The organism is Alteromonas sp. ABH4_454 (genome assembly GCF_056311775.1).
Genome location: NZ_CM149972.1, coordinates 155359 through 174439 on the forward strand (window position 1 = coordinate 155359; position 19081 = coordinate 174439).

Sequence of the window (19081 nt, forward strand, 5' to 3'; positions counted from 1 at the left end):
ACCAAAGCAAACCGCAGCGTTTAGAATTTGGAGAAGAATATGAAGAAGTTCGCCCTATCTACCTTAGCTGCTGCAATGCTGGCAAGTCCTTCGGCTCACACGCTAGCCGACGCTTACATTGGTTCTCAAATGGCCGATAAACTAGTGTCTCTATCCCCTACAGAATCATTGATGGCGGTTGTTACGTACGATCAAATGTCGCCTCTTGCTGAATCTCAAATTACTCAACTATTAAACTTGGGTATTACAGAAGGTATTCAATTTAAAAACCTGCCAATTATTGGTGTAGTAGCCACCAAAGCTCAAATTGAAGCTATTGCACAATTTGACGGGGTACGCTCAGTATTCGCAAACCGTGAGATGAGCTTATACAACGCTGACGCGCGTGAGATAACGGGTGTTGCTGATATGCAGGGCGAAGCATTTGCATCGCGCAACAATGTCGAATTTACTGGTAAAGGTTCAACGGTTTTAGTCATTGACTCTGGTGTTGATGCTTCTCATCAAGACCACTTCTTTGGTGATACCGTGGTTGATAATGTGCAAGCGATTTTGAACCCAGGCGCATTGTCTATTGTTGGCATAACGGGCCCAACGCTATCTAACCAAGTAAATACAGACTTAAATTCAGGTCACGGTACACACGTGACTGGCACTATCGCAGGTACTGGCGCTATGTCTGGCGGCAAGCACCGCGGCGCAGCACCAGACGCGGATATTATTGGTTATGGTTCGGGTGCAGCGGTACTGCTACTTGATACCATCGGTGGTTTTGATTACGCGATAAGTAAGCAGTACACCTTTGACAACCCTATCAAAGTTATTAGCAACTCATGGGGTTCAAGCGGCAAGTATGAGCCACTTGGTCCTGTATCATTGGCCAGCTATAAAGCGCACACAATGGGTATGATTAGTGTCTTCGCTGCGGGTAACGATGGCCCAGGTGAAGATTCACATAACCCATACGCGCAAATTCCTTGGGGAATTTCTGTAGGTGCGGGCGATAAGTTTGGCAAACTTGCCGATTTTTCATCTCGTGGTCTTAAAGGCGAGTCTGGTGACTTTACTATGCCAGACGGCACAGATTGGACGTATACAAACGACGTAACCATTGTCGCTCCTGGTGTAGATATTATCTCTACTCGCGCTGTTTTAAATGCGGCAACTAATGGCGGTGATGGTGATATTGGTGCGATAGAGCCGCAAAATATTCCTTTCTATACCATGATCTCTGGTACCTCTATGGCAACGCCACATGTATCGGGCATTATTGCGTTAATGCTAGAAGCAAACCCAAATCTTGATAACTTAACCATAAAGCGCTTGCTTCAAGAAACTGCTACTAATATGCCTGGCTACGAGCGCTGGGAAGTGGGTGCGGGTTATGTTAACGCGCGCTCTGCGGTTGCCGCGGCCCTTCTTGAAGACATGGATCATAAAGTTACGGTTAATAACCTAGATAGCAAAAGCTTCAAAGCAAATGCACTAGTGACCACCAGCGACCGTGTAGAAAACTTCGATGTTTTTTACTCTCCAGTAGGTGCGCCTGAAGTTATAGAGTTTGAAGTAGGAACAGAAGAAGTACTTGTTAAAGCGTCTGCCGATAGTTTCGCAAACTTAACCAAGCTTGTTCTTGTTGCGCCGGACGGCACTGAATATCGCGGTAACCTTACAACACCAGTGCTTACAACGACCATGCGTGTCGCTGCTCCTGCAATGCCGGGCACTTGGGGCGTATATGTCTATGGATTGACGTCACTGTCGGGTATTGAGGCCGACCCATTAGGTTTAACCAACGGCCCAGGTCTGCCTGAAACCTTCAACGTTACTGTCTCGTTCGAAAATAGCGGTGGATTTGAAGGTATGGATGATGTTGAAGGTCACCCTCAGCAAAACGCCATTGAATTTGCTGTTAGCGAGCGTCTAATGGATGCCATTAACAGCCGTGGTTTCTCGCCAGATGCTCGCCTTAAACGTAAGGACTTTGCTCGCTATGCGGTAATGGGCGGTGCAGTAAGACAATACCGTGACCTGCTAAACGAAGAGCGCCCTAACATCGGCTCAGTACCTGGGTTTGATAAAGCGTTTGTAGAATCGGTCATGGTTAAAGGTGGTGCACTTAAAGATAAGCTTCGTACACAAGCGCCTGTTTTAAGAAGCGTAGGCGGCAGCGCCGACCCCTTTGCTAGCGTAACCAAGTTAGATATTGCTTATTCGCTGGTGCAAATGTTAGGTCTTGAAGAAGCAGCACTTAGCTTCGACCCCAATGCCGACATCGTTGTTGACTATAATGGCGAACAAATCATTTTAGAAGACCAAGACAACATTCCGGCTGATATGAAGGGATATGTGCAGTTAGCGCTAACCTTGTCTCTCATTAACGCTGAGTTTGGTGTAGAGCAAAGCCCATTTAGCATTGCGCCAACTATTACTGCGAGCTTCGCGCCAGATACAGTGATAACCAGAGCGCATTATGCTGTACTCGCTTCACGCTTTTTCACCCAATATTTTGAATAAAATCGCAAACCACTGAAAACGGTGCCATTATACTAATTGATAATGGCGCCATTTTGGGTTAAATTTTAACCAACACTGAAAGAGGTCATCCTATGATGTTTACTGCGATGAAATTCAGACAACTTACTACTGTTGTTGCCACCACTGCATTACTTCTGCTTTCAACCGCGCAAGCACAGGTAGTTACTCCTGCAACCCTAACTGTCGATGACAATAAGATCCAGGCGAAGCTTGCGCTTACCAGCTTAATCGAAGTTGATTTGACCGTTGAGTTTGAAAACAGCATTGGTCTTAATGCCAACACTATTGATATTACTGCAGAGCTGCTAGACCCAGCAGATTTAACGATTACAGACCGTCTGCCTTCAGCACTAACAAGTGCCGTTTCAGGCTTCCCTGTTCTTGTTTCTATTTCGCCGAAAACAGATGCAGGATTTGGCTTTGAAGGTTTAGCGACGGTTGAGCTTTACACCAAAGCCATTCATTACACCCCAACCATTCCATGGCGCTTGTTTACGTCGCATGACGGCGAGCAATTTGAAGACATAACAACGCTTACTTCATCTGGTAGCTTTCGTGCGCGCGGTAGTACAGGGCAATTTTCCGACTTCATTATTTTGCTCGACAATCGTCCTTCAACTACTGTCATTAACGACAAAGTTGCCTCTTTAAGTACAACTGTTAATGATAATCGCGACAAAATAGCCCCGCTGCTAGAAGCAGCTATTGATAGCGGAATAAATGACATTCAGTCAGCGTTGGCGATAAACGATGACGATGCAGCATTAATTGCGGTTGATAGCCTTATTACACTTGTTGATAGTGCTTCTGGAAGCCAGATTGCTGACGTATGGCGATCAAGTGGCGACATAGTTAATGTGAAAGGTTTGCTTCTTACTCAGCTGCAAACATTACGTTTTAGTTTAAGAACGCTGTAAATAGTCCTGTTGACCTTAAATCTACACTGTTTTTTAAACAGCTACACGGGACTAGGGTCAACTTGGCTTCGTGCCTATCCGGGCATGGTCGTAGGTTGCAAAAATAATAAAAATTCAGCGACAGTGACATGATGAGGGTGATGCCATGCCATTACAGTTTGCCTTTACAAAGAGCAACGGTAGCGTAAGTGAACACTTGCTTTTTGAGGGCCGTGAATATCAAGTAGGGCGCGCCGATAGTGCCGACATCGTTATTCCTCACCCTCAAATCTCACGTTCTCACATTGTTTTACGCACCGCAAAATATGCTGACAACGACCATATTTGGCAGTTGGACGACACCAGTTCTACAGGGTGCTTCAGCAACGCAGGTACCCCCGTAAAACATCTTACGCTAGACAAACCTCACGTTTTGCAACTTGGTCCAATTCCTTGTGAATTCACGCCTGTGGCATTTAATAATGTCGTTAAACTTGATAGCCAACGTGAATGGCGTAAGCAACAACTAAAACGATATCAAAACCAACTACAGCACTGTAATAACAGCACTACACTTATTAACCTCGCCAGAGAGTGTTTAACTCAGTCGCTTGGGTGCGAACGCGCTTCGCTCATTCTGTTTGATAAAATAAATAACTATCAGCTTGGTGTAGGTTATGAAGATTGGATGCAGGGCGATGACTTTACAGGCAGCCGCACTATTATCAATCAATGTATGCAGACAAATTCCGTTCGCGCTATCGGTAATATTGTTTGCGACAACACGCTTAACAAGCAGCACAGTATAATTAACCACGGTATTCAGGCAGCCATTTGTGTACCCGTATGTTTAGATGAAAAGCCTGTTGGTGTTTTATATGCTGACTCTGTTTTAGGGCGACGTTACTTCACACAAACGGACATAGAATTTGCCACCTCCTTAGCAAATATGATTTCCATGCGTTTGTTATTCCACACAATAGAGCATAAACTTTCACTTATAAGCTAGAATAAAAGCAATAACGTTTAAGCCAGTCGACCATTTGTTATACCTATTGTCGACTGGCCTGCGTGGCGTAAACCCTATTTGAGTTGCTTCGTCACGTTAATTAGTGAAGTGTGGAGAAGGCTTTGAACAGGCCAGATGTATTCTCGTCGCAAAATAATTCCCTTAAAACTGAAGCCTTAGCTTTAGGGCCATCTATTGCGCCAAATTCACGCCTAGCTAACCGTTTTCTTATTGTAGAACAGTTAGGCTGTGGCGCTCAGGCTAATGTTTATAGTGCGCTCGACGAGCTGCTTGATGTGAAAGTGGCGCTAAAAGTGATAGAAGGTGGTGCTAGCGACCCGGTTAAAATGCAAACTATCCGCAATGAAGTCAATATTGCCAGACAGCTTCAACACCCCAATATCATTCGTGTACATGATGTTTTCTCTGACGGAGATACTGCATTCTTTACCATGGCTTTCATAGAAGGGGAGCCTCTTTATACGCGCCTTCAAAAACCTATCAGCAAAGCCGACTTCGATAAGTGGCAACAACAGCTCATTGAGTCCTTACTTGCATGTAAATCCATAGGTATTAAGCACGGCGATATAAAGCCAGACAACATCCTAATTGACCATAATGAAGATATTAAGCTTATCGACTTTGGCATTGGTCAAAGCGCGGCTTCGGGTGTCCAAACCAGCGGGCATCAACGCTACACAGCTCCTGAAGTTATTCAAACCGGAAAAGCAAGTGAGCATTCTGACACCTATAGCCTAGGTAAAGTGTTAGAAGACATGTTGGGCTGTGTTGAAAAAGAAGGCGTTGGCATCTCCCATTACTTGTGGTTGAAAAAGCGCAAAACCTGCATTGCTCAATTAACTCATCACTTACCGGCCAAGAGGCTTTCGCTGGAAGAAGCCCTTAGCGTTAATGGTAGAGCCCTCAGCGTTAAAGGTCATGCCCTTAGCGTTAATGGCAGTGCGACCGTGCCTAACAAAACCCTTGTTGGGTTTTCTATAATTGCTTTACTGGTATTAATTGGGAGTGCCAGTATTTTTTCCTTCACTTGGTATCAAAAGAGTCACCCCAAATTAGCGACAGATAGTCCTATTCAGCTTCTGGTATTGAATGACCCTCAATACCCGCTTTTAGAAACCATTAACACATTACTACGTTACCCATTGTCTACCCACCCCAACATAGTGTTAGACAACAAAGAACAGACTCAAGCTTGGGTAAGCAATCTAGGGTTATCCCCCTTTACTAAGAATAATGATCGCACTGATTTAGCCGCTACACTTGCAGCTAATACCGTACTGCTTCTTGATGCTACGCCTACCAGTAATAGTGCTTACTTGCTTCACGCAAGCTTACTCAGCATGCCTGCCAATACGCCTATTTTTACCGTGTCGCACAATGTGGATGCAAACACCCTTTCTGAGGATTTAGTGGAGTTTTCCAACAAGTTAATTCAGCAACTATTTGATGCTGTTGAAACTCAAGCCCCTCAACCACTCCCTGATTTACGTTATCTAGATGCGTTAGATTCAGCGTGGCAAAAGGGAGAAACGCTAAATAGTACAGATGCAGTCGACGCCATTACCGCGACAACCCCTGATTACCCCGGTGGGTGGGTAGCCACAGCCCGCAATAGGATGAATACTGGCGACTATGATGGTGCCAGACAGGCCCTGCAAACCTTAACCAGCCTTCCCGAATTAGCGCTATATTGGCGACTACAAAGTGAACTTCTACGGGCTGAACTTAATGAAGATTTAGCCCTTGCAAAACAATCGATAGATGCACTGGTTTCTCAATTTCCTAACCGTCCAGAATTGCTATCAATACGGGCCGACATATACCAGTGGGCGGGCGAAGATGCCAAAGCGATGGCTGACTACAAAGCCGCTTTAGCCCTTCGACCTAACAACGGGCAACTATGGTTTGAGCTGGCTCGTTTGCAGATTATTGACGGAGATATAGAAACGGCCACCAGCGATTCGTTAACACGCGCACTGGTAGCATTTCGACAAGCCAAAGATACACAAGGTGAAAGTTTAGTGCTGAATGCCTTTGGTATTGCCTATCTGCGAACGGCCGATAATGTAGCAGCGGCGCGTTATTTTAGGGATGCGCTGGCGCTGCGAGATGCGAAAACACAGCCTTCTCAGCGGGCCAAAACCTTAGCAAACTATGCTATTGCTACTTCACTCACAGGCGACTACACCACTGCTGAAGCGTCGCTAGAAGAAGCTGTAAAGCTGCTTCACGATTTAGGTGACTTAGCACAAGAAGCGCACGTAAACGACACCCTAGGCTTTATGTTTGAAGAACGAGGACAGTTTGCAAGAGCGTTAGATTACTACAAACGAGGCCTTGATATTCGTGTTCAAAGCGATGACAAGGTACTTCAGCCCCAAAGCATGAGCAACGTGGCCTATATGCACTTTTTAATCGGTGACATTTCACTTGCAGAAATATACTGGCAGCAGGCTAAGATGCTATTTGAGAGAAATGGTGATGAATCTCACCTACTTCGAACCCATCAAAATCTTGCGCAATTGAGTTTAGTTAAAGGTGATAAAAATATCGCAAGCAATTACTTAACGGCGGTAGATAGGCAATTAGGTACACAGCATAATCAGGAAAAGCTCTACAATCACCTTCTGTTCAGCTATTTAAACTTTGCAAACGGAAATTTAGAAGAAGCCACACAACATGCTGCACAGGCAAAACGCTTAGCTCAGGAGTCTGAAGATAGCCGAGCAAAAACAGAAGTTTTGCTCTGGGAGGGTGAAATATGCTTGTTAACTGCAAACTGGTCATGCTTAGAGAAGCGTCTTGAGTCGGTATTGCCCACCATAAGCGAAGAACGTCACGAGCAATTCGCCGTTTATCAATGGTTAACGTTAGGGTTAAAGCATCATCAAGGTAACCTTAACGATGAAAGTGACGACATCTACAAAACGCTTCTAAATAACGACAATGTACCCGCGATCACCGAAACAAAGATTTTGCTCGATATGCAGCAGCGCCTTTCTTTAGGCGCTTCGAGCAGTATCATGGAAAAGCTTGGCACTCTTATTAAACCTACTTATTATCAACAATACTTGCAGTGGCTGTATATACAAGCGTCGTTAGGTGATGAAGCATCAGTTGAAAAGCTCAAGCAAAAGCTCGCGCTATACCCTTCATATTGGCGCAATCACCTATACTATCGCGCTATTCCCGGCAAAGAAGATACCGTAGATAAGTTAACAACGCAGTGGCTGTCTCAACTACCGGAAAAACAAGCGGGTGACTACAGGAACGCCTATTTTGAGTGATTTAGCCAAAGAAATAGAGAGCATTAAGGCACTACAGGCAACACTTCAAGCGCGACTAGACGCTGATCAGGAAGTACTTCAGCAGCTTGCGAAACGCCTGTGGGCTCAACAAGAATCCGAAAAAGCTAAACTTTCTAGAGAGTTGCATGATGGTATAGGGCAGTTACTTACTGGGCTGACAAGACGACTGCAGGCGCTCTCATCTTCCTCGCCTGAAATAGAAGCACTACACGGTATCGCTGAAATGGCGCTAAATGACGTGAGGCAGCTATCACGCCTTATGAGCCCCACCATTTTAGACGACCTGGGCCTTAAACCCGCACTAAACTGGCTGTGTCGGAACCTGCTTAGTGGTGAAGATATGGCGTATAACACTGACATAAATCTACCCACAGATCTCTCGAAAGATATAAGCACCTTATTATTCAGAATTGCGCAAGAAACATTGGTAAATGCTATAAAACACAGTGAAGCAACACACCTTACCCTGACGGTTTCTTACCACCATAACGTTATTCGTTTAGATATTCTTGATAATGGTGTAGGGTTTGATAGTAGAACAGTAGAGCCTGGCATTGGTCTTTCAAGTATTCGCGATAGAGCCGAAGCGTTCAACGCTACGCTAGAAATAGATTCAGCTGTAGGGCAAGGCACAAGAACAACAGTAACGGTACCTGTATGACAATTCGAGTAGTGCTAGCCGACGATCATGTACTCATGCGTCAAGGCGTATCTCAAATGCTAAATGCAAACCCAGATATTGAAGTGGTCGGAGAATGTGATGACGGTGTTGAGCTTATTGCAGCGGTGCTAAAACTCTCCCCCGACGTTATTCTGATGGATATTTCTATGCCGCGCATGAGCGGACTCGTTGCCATTGATAAAATATTGTCTCAGCGCAGTGATGCAAAGATACTTGTGCTGTCTATGCACAACGAAGTGGAATATATAGAGGCCATGCGCGACGCTGGCGCAAAGGGCTACATTTTAAAAGAGTCGTCTGGCGATAGCTTAGTCGATGCAATTATAAAAGTGGCGGCCAACAAAACCTCTTTTCCCGACGAATTAACCCAGTCATCCAGTGAGCAGTGTCAAAAGCACGTATCACCGCTGAGCGTTTTGACGCGAAGAGAGCGAGAAGTCTTTTTCTTAGTTGCCGCAGGCAACACCAGTAAGAAGATTGCCGAACTACTAGATATGAGCCTTAAAACCGCAGAAAATCACCGAAGCAACATTTATAAAAAGCTCAATTTAAGCAGTTCCGCAGAACTTATCAGAATGGCTGGAAAAGCAGGCTTGCTAGAGTAGCTGTACCCGCTTTTAGGTTGAAGCACTGCTTTCCTCCCCCGCAAACTACACGAGATCTGGTTGTGACATTCAAACCCTTCAGCAGCAGGGGGACTACGGCAGAACGCCCGTGAACAAATTCCAATATTGAGCGATAAACTTTCGGCGAAACTTAAACAAAAAAGAGGGGCCTTGCTCCATCTTCCCCCCTCCTTCTGCAGATTACGCGAGGGCCGGTTGTAACATTCAAAACCCTCAGCAGCAGGGATGCTGCTGTGGAGCGCCCATGGATGGGTTTACCGCGTGTTTTGAATGTTACAACCGGCCCTCAACCCTAAGGACTAAAGCTCAGCGTATTGCGTAAGGATAAACGCTGCTTCGCCTCGTGATACGCCATCTTGTGGGTTAAAGAAGGCTTTAAGCGTAGGCTGTAGGTCAAATGGACCTTGCTCTACCTTCACTTCCACCTGCATTATCCCTGCAGCTAAAGCTTGTTGAACATAGCCGCGATACTCAGGTGCAATCGCGTCTGTATCTTCAACTTCCACTGCCTCGCCAAGCACGATGGCGATAACCTGTTCAGAATCGAAGCTTTGTGCTGTATCTTCAAGACCTAACGCTTGAACCATTGAGTACGCCATTTCTTCTTTGCTCACCTGCATGTTGCTACCAAAAAAGTCGCCGTCAACTTGCATCACCGGTTGCGTATTCATCTCTAGATCCCCAAGCACAGCGCCAGTTGCTGTTGCTGAATTTACGGCGGCAGCTTTTTTTGCACTCACATCAGTGAAGTTCACTGTATTACCATCGTTGGTTTGACGAAGATTAGCGCTAAGCGCTAGCGTATCAGCAAGTTCTACACGCGTTAACGGTGCATCTGGTGCAAAACCGCTTTCCTTTGCGTCCATTAGCTCATTTGCTACTACATATTCAATGAATGGTTTCGCTGGATGGCCTACTGCATCATCAATACCGGTATAGCCTGATGTAACTAACAAGCGAATATTCACATCGTTAGTACCAGGAATGCCCACACCATTTGTAACGCCGAGTGGGTCAACTGACACACCACTAATGCTGCCAATGCCTCGGCTGTATAGTTTCCATGTACCCGGCATACCCGGAGCAGCTGTACCAACAGAAGAACCTAAAACAGGTAGGCCAATGCCAGAACCGTAGGTATTTCCTGCCGGGTCTTCTAATACGAACGCTGTTGCCGTTTCAATTGACGCGCTCGCCACCACCATAGATACGTCAGACGTTACCTCAAACTCTTCTACTGGTGACTCACCAACAGGAAGATAAGTTGTAGGTAGCGTAAAGCTATCGCCTTCAGCAACGTTAGCAAATGCGTTAAACTCGCGATTCTTCTTCACTGTATCGCCAAATACTTCTTCACCGTCAAGCACTGCAGTTACCGCAGCATAAGCGTTAACGTAGCCTGCGCCCACTTCCCATTCGTCCATACCAGCCATTGGTGTTGCGGTTTCCTGAAGAATGCGTTTAACGTCTTCCCACTGAAGGTTTGGATTTGCTTCTAGCATTAGTGCAACAATACCTGACACATGCGGCGCAGCCATTGATGTGCCGCTAGATACGGTATAAAACGGCAAGTGCTGTGGCTCAATCATCTCCGCGTCGTCAGCTGCACTTAAACCGCCTAAGCTAGACAGTGATGCACGGGCAGATATGACGTCTACCCCAGGCGCCGTTACGGTAGGACGGTCTTCCCACGTGAACACTTCGCCATCAACAACCGCTTGTCCGCCTTTTCCTTCAACACCGCGAGAACTAAAGTCAGCTAGCTCGCCTTGCTTGTTGCCCGCAGCCACTGTAATTACCCAAGGTGCTTTTTTGAAGTTACCGGTAATAGTTGACTCACCAGGACCTGAGTTACCCGCTGAGAACACGGTAATAATACCGTTGTCAGCCAATGCTTTGGTTACAACGTTGGTTGGGTCATCTGGGTTGAAGTCTGTACCTACATCGCCAGTGTTACCGAACGAGTTAGAGATAACACGAATGTTGTAATCGAACTGGTGTGTTAACGCGTAGTCGAAGCCACCGATGGTATCTAAAATGAATAGACCTGCGCCCGAGCCATAACCAATGATGTCTGCACCTGGTGCTACACCTGCGTGTAAACCACCGCTCTTGGCGCCGTTACCGCCTACTGTGCCTGCTACGTGAGTACCGTGACCGCCTAGGATATCGGTGTTAGATACGTTTTCTTGGTATGTAATCGGTAAAATGCCGCTGTAGCTATTTAGATTAACCTGCGCTAAAACGTTTTGCACAACGTGATCAGGGAATGCTAAATCGCCATGTGTACCGTCAACACCCGAGTCGTTTACCACTACGCCAATGCCTTTACCTGATACAGGCATGCCGTTAATGCGAATATCGCGGTCAGCCTGTAGTGCCTGTACGCCGGTAATTTGGGTAGACTCATGGTTCTCTAATTCTAGCGGGTCGTTGTTCCACACTGACACAACGTCATCACGTTGATAAAGCGCTTCAACTTGCTGTTTGTTGGCTAACACACCAACAATTGGCACGTTACGCAGGCTAACACCGCCAGTGATGCCTAACGATTCAAGTGCTGTAATTTGTTCTGTTGTGGCAGGTCCCTTACCTTCAAATGTAACAATAACTTGTTGTAGTTCTAGTGGCGAAGCAGCAAGTGCATCAGCCAAGGTTTTATCGAAAGTTTTTGCATTCACCATGCTCGCTGGTAGGGCACAAGCAATAGCAACTGATAATACTGTTTTGTTATTAAGGAACTTCATAATACACCTCTCTTTGAGTACCCCTTGAGTATTTAACAACCAAAGAAGCAAAACTATGGGGAGTTCCCCCTATTCGGTGTGATTTATAAAAGCGTTGAAAAATCAGAAATCTAAAAAGAAAAAAGCCCTCACAAATGGAGGGCTAAAAACACCAACTATCGAAAAACATTGATAGGTTGGAGGGAACGAACACAGTAAAAGAAATGAAACGCTTATTAAAATTAAAAATGCTTTACTGTTTGCGCTTCCTCAGTGAGGTAAACGCGAACAAAACTAACATTGCCGATGCGAAGGAAGCAGGTTCACTCACTTGCGTCGAGCCGTTATTGGAGCCACTACTCGGCTCGACAGTTTTAACCAATTGAAACAACCCGCCCGCACAGCGGTCGCTATTTTCAAAGAAAACACAAGTATCGGTTTGCCCTAGTCCAGCTAAACCTGAACTAATAGTAAACTCGTAAGGAACGCTTGAATCTTCAATGAAGAACTCAAAGCCTTCACTGCTTTCATCACCAAACACACCATCATCTAAATCAACTATCGCAAAGTCAGCAATGTCGGCTTCTAAAATATCGTAAGAGACGCCATCAAACTCTAACTGAAAGAAAAACGATAGCCATGTATTCATATTAAATTGGGTTTCGTTTTCATCGAAGGTGATTTGCCCGATTAAGCTGGTTTCGTCAGCTTCGTCACCTAACACTAATCGAGTGAAATCATAAGTGATTACGCCAGCGAAAGAAGGCGCGGAAAAAAGAACGAACACTGCTGCAATTAATGACTTCATAGAATGGTTACCCATGTGATTTCGTAGGCTCAGTATCAAACCAACTGCTCGAAGTGCAAATAGGGATTTCCCCCTACATAGTGCCAATGGCTAATTAATTGTGAGAATATGCGATGCTTTGCTTTCTACCTAAGAACGCACTTTGATTAGGCGAAAGGGGTAGCGCTTTTTTGTCCGCCACAAGCATGACATGAGCAGCATTTCTAAAAGGTAGAACTCGACTTTTTCCATGTTTGAAGTTGACCGCAACCGCTCCGTCTTTTAAATGCGTAAGCGCTTGAGTATCAATACTGTTGCTTTGTGTTTGCGTCCAATAATCACCTTTTTGGATATTTGGGAAAAATGCGCTTTGTATAAAAGGGCCATTAGATTTAGTTGGAGTTTGAACTAAGGCAATCAACTCTTCTGCATTGGGCAGGCGCCAGTTAGATAAGTTACACACTTTCCGTTTAATTGCTTGCTGCTGAATATGCCTTGTATCGCACCCCGGCTTGTTGAAATAACAGCTCCCTCGCTCTTTCACTCCTTTATGCTGTTCTTCGTCGAACCAACTGTAGCTCCAATAACTGTCAAAAGGCGACTCGTCATCTCTTCCCACCAGCCAAGCAACTTCGAGCTTTCTGTCGTAAACACAATGCCAAGGGCCTTGTTCGTTTGAAATGGCATGCCCATGTGAGTTCAATTTTACAAATCGATACTCCGCTGTTTCTTTAGCAGCAAACATATCAGGCACGCTTTTGAAAAATTGATAAAGCACGCTAAACTGTGTACCAACGAGGACTATAGCGCAAAGGACAAAAAGCTTTTTTACGAATAAAAGCATAGCATTACCCTTACAATTCATAGCTAAGCCGCAAGGGTCTAACATGTCGGGTATGAGCAATTTGAGCGTGATCAAACGCGCTTACCCACAAACAAATACCATCAGTTAAATTGATGTCCGTCTCTTCTGAAGTTTGCTTCTTTCGCACAATTTCAAGGTTCCAGTAACCGTTTGCATACCTTCCATAAGCACGCACGTCGGCTCGTCCCCCTTCAAGCTGATTAGAACGGTACAAAACTGAGTTGATCAAACTGCCTACTGGTAAATCATCCCGTTTGGGAGAATAAGCTTTGTAGTCAAACCAGCTAGCATAACCTTGAGATTCAAATGGAGGAGCGTTAGGAAGGCGTTTCGGGGTAACATTTTCGCTGCTGTACCATTTCCAGTTTAAGACATAGCTTCCCCCCATATCGCTGTCTTGCTGATAGCCAGCCGTGTACCTTTTTTCGCCTATAATAGGCGCTACAGGCCTGCCGATATAACTATCGTCGACCAAGTACATCGCATTAGTTCTTACCGCTTTCCACTGCCACAAATCGACGACACCGTCGGATGTAAAGTGATAGCCCTTTTTATGTTTATTAGCAGGTAATTCAGAACGAGGCTGACTACCTAAATGGGCGGTGGCAGCTGCTGCTATATTGCAACTTTGAGAAAACAGTAGCGCAAGTTTATCTTCGTAAAACTCCTTCTCATCGAACCGCTCAAAACCATGACTTTTTACTCGCCAACCTGCATCGGTTTTTACTAAAGGAAGGTGTAGTAAACTTTCCGTAGGATCTTGCCAGCGAATAAAGAAATAAGTTTCAGTCGTATTGTGTAGCGTTTTAAGCGTAACGTCCGACGTCCCTCCATAAAAATTAGCACCAGCAAAAGTTTTTACTGTAACGCCAGGCGCCTTTTGCCAAGCACTCTCATTGGCTTTTCCATCAATCTTGATAAACACATCGTCGGCAACCACTTTAGACTGAAGAGGTGTAGGCATAGATAATGTGAACAAGTACAAACTACACGTTACCAATCCAGCCGCCCCTAAATAAAAATAGCCTCGCTTGAAAGTGAAAGGTTCGATAATAATGTGGAGAAGGTATGTTACCGGCTTTTGAAAGTAGTATCGCAAGGGGTGAAGCGCAATAAAAATAAGTAGCCCTACCGCACTGTAATAATGGATAAAGCGCACCACTAAGTGTGTGAGTTCAAAAAAGAATTGTGCCCCACCACTTACTAGCGATACGCAAATAAGTGCAGAGCCTACTTGGTTAAATGTTTTTGGTACGGCCTTTTCTTTTCGTTGATTTAGCAGTGCGAAAAGCATTACCGGCATCATCACAAGCAATAACAGCCCGAAAATCACGTGCCAAATATGCACAAGCCCTTCAGGTAACAGCCAATCAAAATAAAGCCAAAAGTCTCGATGCTGTGAGGCAATACGAAAGCCGCTTAACAACTGGGTGAGCACGCAACAGCCTACTACCAGATGGCTAAATAAAAACAGTTTTTTGCGAGTCATTTTCGCACACAAATTTGCCAAATACTTATGCTGCACAATTATGAATTTTTTATGACTCCCCCATCAATAGGGTGTTACCCCCATATCTCATCGCCTCATTTTTTTATCCAATACGCACCAAACAAAACTAAGGTAACAGTCATATGATTATGCGTAGTTATAGAACGATTCTGGCACTGCTTTTATTGAGTTATGCGGGCACGGTAGTATCAGCTACTCACTTATACCGGTTAGCATGGGATAGCGCCCCCGCACACGAGGCGATAGTAGGTTTTTCACCTAAGGGGGTTAGCCTTTCACCTTATGTTCTATATGGAACGTCAACCGATGAAGACCAGTGGCAACGGGTAGAGATTAGTCACAAAGCCAGTTTCTTTAGCCTTGAATCTTACTTTGTGCGGCTTTCCCGTTTGCCTGCCGACAGTGCGATTTACTTCAAGGTGTGTGACTTTGATGGTTGTGATACTCCAATGTGGTTTAAAACTGCATCAACGGAACCTACCCCGTTTACAGCTATTGCAGGCGGCGACACACGCACGGGCTGGACGACGCGGCAGGAAGGCAACAAGCTAGTAGCGAAGATCCGCCCCTTGCTTGTTATGCACGGCGGTGACTTCACCAATGGCAATACCCCAATTGAAATGGCGGGTTTTCTTGATGACTGGCAGCTAACTTTTTCAAATGATGTGATAAACGGCAAAGCGTTTAAGCGTATTTATCCCATCATTCCCACTCACGGTAATCATGAAGACACCAACTATGCCACCTTATGTCAGGTATTCGGTGTCGACTTTATACGAGACAATGTGTGTGATGAACAAGACACCTACGGCGCGTTAACCGTTAATGCGTTGGCTAGGGTTTATACGCTCAACAGTCAGTACCAAGAAAGTGGATGGCAAGTGTATGCAACCCAGATGAATGATTGGCTTGCGTCAGATTTGCAGTTGAGCCAGCAAGCGCCCTTTTGGCGACTAGCCCAATACCACAAGCCCATCTTCCCTCATTTCGATGGAAAGTCATCGAATGAAGGGTTGTTCCAGTGGTGGGCAGCGCTGTTTTACCAACACAATATGAACCTTGTCGTTGAGTCAGATACCCACATTAACAAATTGACCTATCCTATGGCGCCAGAGCAAAACGAAGTAGCCTTTCGTCGTTCAGACGAAGGCGGCACCGTTTATGTGGGTGAAGGCAGCTGGGGCGCTCCGGCCCGTTCTGCTAATCAGTCTTACCCTTGGACCATTGACCTTGCCAGTATTCAACAGTTTAAAGTGTTGAGCATTACTTCTAGTGAAATACAAGTGCGTACCGCTGAATTTGATGAAGAAGCCAGCACTCTTTCGATGGAGGAAAGAGAAAGGAACCCGTTAGCCTTGCCTGAAAATATTAAATGGTGGGTAGCCAATGACGTAGGCGCTGTTTTCACTCTAACTCAGAACGGCAATGGTTTAACAACCTACTTACCGCCAAATCAAGAAAATCGACGGGCTTATACGCTTACTGCAAAGCACGATAGTTTTATCTCTAGTGCAAAACCTACGATGAACTACAATGCTTACCCTAGCGGTATGATGGTGGTTAATAACCATATTCAGTATGGTGAAACAAAAGCTCTGATGAGCTTTGATGCAAGTGACATAGCAAAATGTGCCACTCTCGATAGCGCTACCTTGTCTTTTCAATCTAACCCAAGCGAAACGAGTGCTGCTACCGGGTTAGCTAGCGAACTAATTCCCGTGTATCCGAACCCCACAGCGCTTGGCATATCAACTGTTACGCCTAGCTTCAATGAAAACACAGTGAACTGGCATAGTGGGCACTCACTCTTTTCAAGCAGTACTTTTACAAGTGTTAACGTCATTGATGCAGGTAATAATATAACCCTTCCTTTAGGCGAATCTACTATTCGAACACTGCAGCAGCAGTTTATAGAACACGGGGCGTTTGGGCTTGGAATTTCAACGAACCATCCTCTACAGCAACGCTTTATCGACGCTAGCGAAAACACCAAAGCACCTGTTTTACACGTGGCCTTTTCAGCTACCGAAGATTGCTTTTCAACGCCTAACAACCTTTTAACGCCGCCGCAGAACCTAACAAACTTGCACGCAAGCACGGGCGTTTTTGAAACCTATATTGTTGATGCTATTGAGCACGACAGAACCCTTTCCATTTATTTAGAACGCGGTTTTGGCGATGCTGATTTGTATGTACAAATTGGCCAAAACGTCAGTTTTCGTAACTATGTATGTCGCTCTAATGGGGTAGACAATACGGAAAGCTGCATCATTGACGTACCGCGTGGAAGCGCCGTTTCTATTGGTATTCATGCTCGCTCTCAATACCAGGGGCTGAGTTTACGAATTACAGATAAATAACTCCGTATATAGGCAATTAAGGTGTGGCTAGCGCTGTAGCTGTATTCGGCTGAAGCGCGCTCCCCTATTGAGAGAGAAGGTTAAACAATGAAAAACGCGATAAATTATTCCCGTCGACAATTTTTTAAAACGGCGGGGTTATCCGCTTCAATTTTAGGCTTTAGGGCTTCAGCGGCGCCTTTTGAAGCGCTGAATACGTCTTTTAAGCTGGATAATAACTACTATTTCCAACATGGGGTTGCCAGTGGTGATCCGCTCCCTAATGCTGTAGTCCTATGGACTCGCATCAGTCATGTTGCAACTGAAACACTAGTCACACTACATGTTGCTTTGGACAGCTCGATGAAAAACAGTGTGCTGAAAGAACAGTTAACCACGTCTGAAAGTCGAGACTATACCGTAAAAGTTGATGTCCAAAACCTTTCGTCGGATACCACCTACTTTTATCAATTTGAAGTCAACGGCTACAGAAGCCGCATAGGCACTACGAAAACGGCACCTGTCACGACAGACCATGCCCGCTTTGCAGTTGTAAGTTGTTCAAACTACCCAGAGGGCTTTTTCAATGTCTACCACGCCATTACGAACAAGAATGCCGTTGGGGAGATTGATGCCGTCCTTCACTTAGGCGACTACTTATATGAATACGCCGAAGATGAATACGGTGATGGCTCGCGGTTAGGCAGAGCGCCACTGCCTGACAAAGAAATTACCAGCTTAAGTGACTATCGGACCCGACACGCCCAATACAAAACTGATCCAGACCTAGCGTTATTGCATGCTGCCTACCCCTTTATCACGGTGTGGGATGATCATGAAATTACGAACGATGCTCATCGCACTGGCGCTGAAAACCATAACGAGGGCGAAGGCAACTACCAACTACGCAAATCGTACGCAATTCAGGCCTATTATGAATGGATGCCTATTCGCGAAGGCAGTATCTACAGGCATTTTGAGTGGGGCTCGCTCCTTGATTTATATATGCTTGATACACGCATTGAAGGGCGCGATCCGCAGGTTGATTCACCTGTTTCAGCAGAACGCTACGATACCAACCGTACACTTCTTGGCGATACCCAAGAACGCTGGTTACTAGATAAGCTCACTACATCTACGTCTACATGGCGCTTTTTAGGGCAACAAGTGATGTTTGGTCAATTCAAAGGACTGAACGCGCCAAACCTAGAGGCAGCCGGAATTCCTGTTACCAAAGATATTCTTGCGCTCAACATGGACCAATGGGATGGCTATCCTGAAGCTAGGCAACGAATTCTGGACGCCATCAAAGCCTATAGAATAGAGAATACGGTTGTATTAACAGGCGATATCCACACGTCTTGGGGAATGGAGGTTTTTGAAGACAGCACTAACGGGTACACCTACAACGATCGTGTTCGCCTTGGTGAACAGCCCTTAGCAGTGGAGTTTGTGACGCCGTCGGTAACATCGCCGGGATTAAGCGACCCTGTTGCAGACCCGCTAGCCACATTGATACCGACAATGAACCCACATATGAAATACGTAGAGCTTAAATCTCACGGCTTTATGATTGTTGATGTTACCCATCAAAAAGTAACCTGTGATTGGTGGTATGTAGATACTATTGATAGTGCTGCATATAAGGCTTATTTGGCAAAAAGTTTGTATACCACCAATGGAAGCCAGCGATTAACTGAACGCAAAGACCTAGGTGTATCCTTTGACTATACGCACAACCCTTTTAAATAAGTTCAGTGGCTGACAGCGGCCA

At 45.4% G+C, this 19081-nt stretch carries 12 protein-coding genes; 8 read left to right on the forward strand and 4 right to left on the reverse strand.

The features are described from left to right. The first annotated feature begins 39 nt into the window (after positions 1-39). The 6 genes from ACYX4W_RS00685 (at position 40) to ACYX4W_RS00710 (ending at position 9059) form a co-directional block, all read left to right on the forward strand. On the forward strand, positions 40-2517 hold the full coding sequence (locus tag ACYX4W_RS00685; RefSeq protein ID WP_476074389.1) for a S8 family peptidase: 2478 nt from the start codon (positions 40-42) through the stop codon (positions 2515-2517). Positions 2518-2609: 92 nt separating this feature from the next. Next, positions 2610-3455: a DUF6689 family protein gene (locus ACYX4W_RS00690; protein ID WP_476074390.1), complete on the forward strand. Its 846-nt coding sequence runs from the start codon at positions 2610-2612 to the stop codon at positions 3453-3455. 145 nt (positions 3456-3600) lie between these two features. Further along, positions 3601-4443, forward strand: coding sequence for a GAF domain-containing protein (locus tag ACYX4W_RS00695; RefSeq protein WP_476074391.1), 843 nt, complete (start codon positions 3601-3603; stop codon positions 4441-4443). Between the two features lie 122 nt (positions 4444-4565). After that, positions 4566-7751 carry a protein kinase domain-containing protein gene (locus ACYX4W_RS00700; RefSeq protein ID WP_476074392.1) on the forward strand — a complete coding sequence of 1062 codons (3186 nt, stop codon included), beginning with the start codon at positions 4566-4568 and terminating at the stop codon, positions 7749-7751. After that, positions 7744-8433, forward strand: coding sequence for a sensor histidine kinase (locus tag ACYX4W_RS00705; protein WP_476074393.1), 690 nt, complete (start codon positions 7744-7746; stop codon positions 8431-8433). Before ACYX4W_RS00700 ends, ACYX4W_RS00705 begins: the two co-directional genes overlap by 8 nt. Then, positions 8430-9059: a response regulator gene (locus ACYX4W_RS00710; RefSeq protein WP_476074394.1), complete on the forward strand. Its 630-nt coding sequence runs from the start codon at positions 8430-8432 to the stop codon at positions 9057-9059. The genes ACYX4W_RS00705 and ACYX4W_RS00710 overlap by 4 nt, the downstream gene beginning before the upstream one ends. 320 nt (positions 9060-9379) lie before the next feature. On the opposite strand, the gene ACYX4W_RS00715 is transcribed toward ACYX4W_RS00710, so the two are convergent. From ACYX4W_RS00715 to ACYX4W_RS00730, 4 genes are all read right to left on the reverse strand, one after another. Further along, positions 9380-11827, reverse strand: a complete 2448-nt coding sequence (locus ACYX4W_RS00715; RefSeq protein ID WP_476074395.1) for a S8 family serine peptidase — start codon at positions 11825-11827, stop codon at positions 9380-9382. A 232-nt stretch (positions 11828-12059) separates the two neighbouring features. Beyond that, positions 12060-12614, reverse strand: a complete 555-nt coding sequence (locus tag ACYX4W_RS00720; RefSeq protein WP_474857400.1) for a hypothetical protein — start codon at positions 12612-12614, stop codon at positions 12060-12062. 94 nt (positions 12615-12708) lie between these two features. Then, positions 12709-13437, reverse strand: coding sequence for an Lcl C-terminal domain-containing protein (locus ACYX4W_RS00725; RefSeq protein WP_476074396.1), 729 nt, complete (start codon positions 13435-13437; stop codon positions 12709-12711). A gap of 10 nt (positions 13438-13447) precedes the next feature. After that, positions 13448-14947, reverse strand: coding sequence for an ethylbenzene dehydrogenase-related protein (locus tag ACYX4W_RS00730; RefSeq protein WP_476074397.1), 1500 nt, complete (start codon positions 14945-14947; stop codon positions 13448-13450). 143 nt (positions 14948-15090) lie between these two features. On the opposite strand from ACYX4W_RS00730, the gene ACYX4W_RS00735 reads away from it, so the two are divergent. Then, on the forward strand, positions 15091-17328 hold the full coding sequence (locus ACYX4W_RS00735) for a DNRLRE domain-containing protein (RefSeq protein ID WP_476074398.1): 2238 nt from the start codon (positions 15091-15093) through the stop codon (positions 17326-17328). Positions 17329-17415: 87 nt separating this feature from the next. Next, positions 17416-19059 (forward strand): alkaline phosphatase D family protein, encoded by a 1644-nt coding sequence (locus tag ACYX4W_RS00740; RefSeq protein ID WP_476074399.1) that lies wholly within the window; start codon positions 17416-17418, stop codon positions 19057-19059. The last annotated feature ends 22 nt before the right edge of the window (positions 19060-19081 follow it).

Bases quoted from the DNA above. Each gene is read 5' to 3' on its own strand.
- ACYX4W_RS00740 (WP_476074399.1), top strand. From the start codon at position 17,416: ATGAAAAACGCGATAAATTATTCCCGTCGACAATTTTTTAAAACGGCG.
- ACYX4W_RS00725 (WP_476074396.1), bottom strand. From the start codon at position 13,437: ATGCTTTTATTCGTAAAAAAGCTTTTTGTCCTTTGCGCTATAGTCCTC.
- ACYX4W_RS00735 (WP_476074398.1), top strand. From the start codon at position 15,091: ATGATTATGCGTAGTTATAGAACGATTCTGGCACTGCTTTTATTGAGT.
- ACYX4W_RS00715 (WP_476074395.1), bottom strand. From the start codon at position 11,827: ATGAAGTTCCTTAATAACAAAACAGTATTATCAGTTGCTATTGCTTGT.
- ACYX4W_RS00720 (WP_474857400.1), bottom strand. From the start codon at position 12,614: ATGAAGTCATTAATTGCAGCAGTGTTCGTTCTTTTTTCCGCGCCTTCT.
- ACYX4W_RS00730 (WP_476074397.1), bottom strand. From the start codon at position 14,947: ATGACTCGCAAAAAACTGTTTTTATTTAGCCATCTGGTAGTAGGCTGT.
- ACYX4W_RS00695 (WP_476074391.1), top strand. From the start codon at position 3,601: ATGCCATTACAGTTTGCCTTTACAAAGAGCAACGGTAGCGTAAGTGAA.
- ACYX4W_RS00690 (WP_476074390.1), top strand. From the start codon at position 2,610: ATGATGTTTACTGCGATGAAATTCAGACAACTTACTACTGTTGTTGCC.
- ACYX4W_RS00685 (WP_476074389.1), top strand. From the start codon at position 40: ATGAAGAAGTTCGCCCTATCTACCTTAGCTGCTGCAATGCTGGCAAGT.
- ACYX4W_RS00710 (WP_476074394.1), top strand. From the start codon at position 8,430: ATGACAATTCGAGTAGTGCTAGCCGACGATCATGTACTCATGCGTCAA.